Genomic DNA, 4,802 nt, shown 5'->3' with positions numbered 1-4,802 from the left:
CGCTACCTAGACGGTTCGCTCGGTTTCATCTCCCAGCTAAAGAGCGTGGGAGCCTTCACCCATCGCTTTTCCGGTAACTAAGGGAAGATATGGAGACAAGAAAGATGGGGGAGATAGGGAAACAGAGACATGAATGAATGGCAATTGGGTGTGAGACAATAATAGACGGTGTTCTCCCTTGTCAGAAGCGACTATGCAAACCAGCGATCGCACAGGTATTAGTAAAGAGTCTCAGCATCCTCTATTCTCAGCCCGGACAGCAACCGTGAGACGTACCACGGGTGAAACTGATGTACAGGTTAGCCTGAATTTCGATGGTACAGGAACCTGTCGTGCTGACACAGGTATCCCATTTTTGGATCACATGTTGCATCAGCTATCCTCTCATGGGTTAATTGATTTAGACGTGAAAGCAACCGGTGATATCGAAATTGACGATCACCATACCAATGAAGACGTTGGCATTACATTGGGACAGGCGTTTGCTCAGGCATTAGGCGATCGCAAAGGGATTGTCCGCTTTGGTCATTTTATCGCACCCTTGGATGAGGCATTAATCCAAGTGGCACTGGATTTTTCGGGGCGTCCTCATTTAAGCTATGGTTTAGAGATTCCCACTCAACGGGTTGGTACCTATGATACGCAACTGGTGCGGGAATTCTTTGTCGCATTGGTGAACCACAGCCAAATGACGTTGCACATCCGCCAACTGGATGGAATTAATTCTCATCATATTATTGAAGCCACATTTAAGGCATTTGCGCGATCAGTCCGTATGGCAACAGAAATTGATCCGCGTCGCGCTGGAATGATTCCCAGTTCTAAGGGAGTTTTGTGACTTAATAATCATTTGTCTTCTGATATCGGGGCAGTGAATCTAATGTAGGGGCGGGTTTAGGGGCAAAATTAACAGACAAACCCATAACCTTTCTACAAAACCCGCCCTGCTCCACCCTATCACTACATCTTTGGCGTGCGATCGCGGTTTAAAATCAGGTGGATTTTGTTGTCGGGTTTGAGGTTAATTGATAAATTTAGGTGGGGATTAGGGTGAGTTTTGTTGTTCCGTTATTGGTGGGGAGGGCGGGTTTTGTTGTTCCGTTATTGGTGACTAGCTAAATTAATTCCCTAAACCCGCCCCTACAGATTCCCTAAACCCGCCCCTACATCTTTTGACAAATGACATACAACAAATTAAACAATTGGCGGAATCGTTAATCCTTTGAGCGATCGCGCTTTTTCCAGACTCAACCCTTTACTCTGTACTAGCACCATGAATCCCCCCAATCCAGTCGGGTCAATCAGTTGATGTAAAGCATCCCGACGCCGCATAATTCTGATCAGATCCTGCGCCCCTGCGATTGCTTGTCCCTGCTGGTTTCCGGCTGATAGTGCCGAGATGCGATCGCCTAATCCTAATGCCATTAAAAATAATCCTTGTTTCGTCAATCCCACGGTTTGCAATCCAGACAATTCTCCTTGCCATTCTAAAGCCGTAAAATTTACATGAGCGGTAATATCTTGTTGTCCAATATAGACATAAGGATTATCATGATGGCGGTGACGATAGTAGCATTTTAATGTCCCCTGATGTCGTGCGGGTAAATAATAGCGATCGGTAGAATAACCATAATCAATTGTCAGCAAAAACCCTCGTTTTAGCTTATCGGCAATCGTATTCATCCAATCTAACGCGGCTAAATTCACCTCACTCCGATAGCCTTCTGGATACGCCCCCGAATATAAATCAATTCCCATCCATTGAAAATAGTCCTTCAACTGAGGTGTAGAAAGGTCATCGATAACTTCACCAAAATGAATTTCATTGGTTTCTGTCGTTATCGTTGTCACATAGACTTCCTGAAGCTGTCCCTTTTCCAGTACCACTTGATGCACCGGAAATGCATCCACGAGTTCATTCGAGAAACAACACCCAATAATTGAATGATCGGGTAGGTCATCAAAGGTACACCAGCGTAAGGGCAATTCAGGTATATTCAGTTGATTTAAAACTTGTTGTTGTTTCTTAATTAATCCCGCTGTTTTTTCGATAATGATATAGTCTAACGCAGCAAAACAGTCTGGATACTGTCGATGTAAATAGGTTAAAACATCAGCCGCAACCAATCCTTGACCCGCCCCCATTTCTACTAAAGTGAAGGGTTTAGGCTGTTCCAGAATTTCCCACATTTGGGCAAACTGTTCCGCCAGCAACTCACCAAAATCATTACCCAGATGGGATGAGGTAAAAAAGTCTCCTTCAGAGCCAATATTGACCGCACCTGTAGCATAATATCCCTGTTCGGGATGATAGAGGACTAAATTCATATATTCGGCAAATGAAATACGCTGATTCGGTGTCGCCGCAATTTTATCGGCAATTAGCTGTCTCAGGGATTGTTCCTTTTGGGATAATGACATAAGTGCAGATGGGGTTTGTAGTAAGCGCTGGACTCGCGGCTGGCAGGCTTTGTGCCTACTATAGCGATCTTACTATTGGTTTTTACCTTAATTTCTAACCCTAAGTAAAGTCAGCTTCAGTAATTAAAGAATCCGATACACCTAAAACTGTCACCAATACTTCACTGGTGTTACTATCACTAATTAAGGTACTGTAACCATTAGATGTAATACTTAACTGCCCGAAAGTTAGACCATTGGTGAGTAAAAAAGAATCCTCACCATCGCTAAAATCAAAAATCAGATCCCCTCCCGTACCAGATTGTAACAGGAACTTATCGGCACCAGCACCACCAAATAGGCGATCGCTACCGGTGCCACCATCCAGGAGATCGTCTCCTACTCCCCCACTGAGAAAGTCACGATCTGCACCGCCGTTGAGGGTATCGTTGCCTAAACTACCCAACAGGATGTCATCTCCGGTATCACCGTCTAAGAGATCATCATCCTCTCCCCCATCGATGAAGTCATTCCCTGAGTTACCCAGAAGGGTATCGTTTCCAGCCTCTCCCTGAAGCTGATCATCATCAGCACCACCGTCGGCAAAGTCATCTCCTGCTTTTCCATTCAGGATATCCTCACCCGTTAAACCGAAGAGAGTGTCGTCACCGATATTAGCGATGAGGGTATCGTCTAGGGGAGTGCCAAAGAGAGTCATATCCTGGATGGGTTCAACGACGACATCCACAGTAGCGGTGGATGTTCCCCCATTGCCATCAGAGATTGTGTAGGTGAAGCTATCTGTGCCGACAAAGCCAAATTCAGGCGTATAAACGAGTTGATCATCCGTTAAGTCATTCGGTGTGCCGTTATCATCTTGGCTAATTGTGCTACCCAGAAGGGAAATGGCATCAAAGCTGTCTATAAATACCGAGTCTCCTTCTACTGGATCACTATCATTAGCCAAGACATCGATAGTTACCGCTGTATTTTCTAGAGTCGTAGCCTGATCATCTCCACTCACTGGGTTATCATTCACCGACGCGATCGCAAGATTAACGGCTGCACCTGAAGCAAATAGGGAACCATCAGCGGCATTCCAGATAAAGCTAGTGGTGCCATTGAAGTTAGCATCGGGAGTAAAGCTGAGGTTATCTAGGTTGGCGGCAGCAATCGTTTCCCCTGGGGTTATGGCGGTATCATTTAAACGGAGGACACCGTTAGCCGGGAGAGACAGAATATTAATCTGGCTGAGACTATCTCCTTCAGCATCATTAAATACAGCGGTAAAGTCAGTCGCCGTGAAGGAAATCGTCGTGTCTTCATCCCCGGATTTGTTAATGGTACTCAGGGTGGGTGCGTCGTTGCTACCATTAATGGTTACGGTGACTGTGGCGGTATCGATGCCACCGTTGCCGTCGTCTAGGGTGTAGATAAAGCTGTCAGTTGCGGTTTCTCCTTGGCTAAGAAAAGCGAAGGCTTGATTGGGGTTGTAGGTGAGGGTATTGTCGGCATTAAGTGTGACGATGCCGAGGGTATTGCTGGTATCGAGACGGGCGAAGGTAAGAGTATCATTGCTGTCGATGTCGCTGTCATTGCCTAAGAAGCTAGCTGTGGTGAAAACAGAGTCTTCGTTGAGGGTGAAATTATCATCATTGGCAATGGGACTATCGTTAACGCCGTTGATGGTAATGTTAACGGTGGCGGTGTCAGTGTTGCCGTTACCGTCGTCGATTGTGTAGCTAAAGTTATCAATAGCGGTTTCTCCGACAGCGAGGGATTCAAATTGACCATTTGGATCGTAGTGGAATGTGCCATCACCGTTATTGATGACTAAACCTAAAGTGGTTGTGGTATCGAGGTTAGAAACGTTGATTGTATCGCTAGAATCGGGGTCATTGTCGTTGTCTAAAACATTGGCAGTTGTGAAGGCGGTAGCTTCATCCGTACTGAAGTTATCGTTGTTAGCAGTGGGAGATTCGTTAATGTCGTTAACGGTAATCGTGAGGGATTGACTATCGCTACCGCCATTACCATCATCAGCCGTAATTTCTACGTCGTAACTGTTATTTCCATCGGCATCTAGGGGAGTCTCGAAGTTGGCAGGGTTGTTAAAGCTTAATTCTCCGGTGTTGGCGTCAAGGGTAAAGAGACTACTATCGCTTCCTCCGGTAATCGAGAAGGTAGGAATATCGCCATCAGGATCAGTGGCGGTAATGGTGGTAACTAGAGTTGTGTTTTCATCTAGGTTAGCGGTAGAACTAGAGGTAATTGTGGGAGATTCGTTAATGTCGTTAACGGTAATCGTGAGGGATTGACTATCATTACCGCCATTACCATCATCAGCCGTAATTTCTACGTCGTAACTGTTATTTCCATCGGCATCTAGGGGAGTCTCGAAG

Annotated in this window: 3 protein-coding genes; 1 reads left to right on the top strand and 2 read right to left on the bottom strand. The window is 45.7% G+C overall.

Going from position 1 to position 4,802, the window contains the following annotated elements:
• The first annotated feature begins 193 nt into the window (after positions 1-193).
• The gene (hisB, locus tag ACLGGO_RS35020; protein ID WP_446334587.1) at positions 194-838 is read left to right on the top strand and encodes an imidazoleglycerol-phosphate dehydratase HisB; all 645 of its coding nucleotides are present in this window, start codon (positions 194-196) and stop codon (positions 836-838) included.
• A 356-nt stretch (positions 839-1,194) separates the two neighbouring features.
• Here the strand turns inward: hisB and ACLGGO_RS35015 are convergent, their stop codons facing one another.
• Positions 1,195-2,421 (bottom strand): class I SAM-dependent methyltransferase, encoded by a 1,227-nt coding sequence (locus ACLGGO_RS35015; protein WP_446422773.1) that lies wholly within the window; start codon positions 2,419-2,421, stop codon positions 1,195-1,197.
• A gap of 100 nt (positions 2,422-2,521) precedes the next feature.
• A partial coding sequence (locus tag ACLGGO_RS35010) for an Ig-like domain-containing protein (RefSeq protein ID WP_446422772.1) occupies positions 2,522-4,802 on the bottom strand: 2,281 nt, incomplete at its 5' end.

It is taken from the genome of Coleofasciculus sp. (genome assembly GCF_046565525.1).
Classification (GTDB): Bacteria; Cyanobacteriota; Cyanobacteriia; order Cyanobacteriales; family Coleofasciculaceae; genus Coleofasciculus.
This window is presented reverse-complemented; position numbering and strand designations above follow the sequence as displayed.

Coding starts and splice junctions, on each gene's coding strand:
- hisB (WP_446334587.1), top strand. CDS start 194: ATGCAAACCAGCGATCGCACAGGTATTAGTAAAGAGTCTCAGCATCCT.
- ACLGGO_RS35015 (WP_446422773.1), bottom strand. CDS start 2,421: ATGTCATTATCCCAAAAGGAACAATCCCTGAGACAGCTAATTGCCGAT.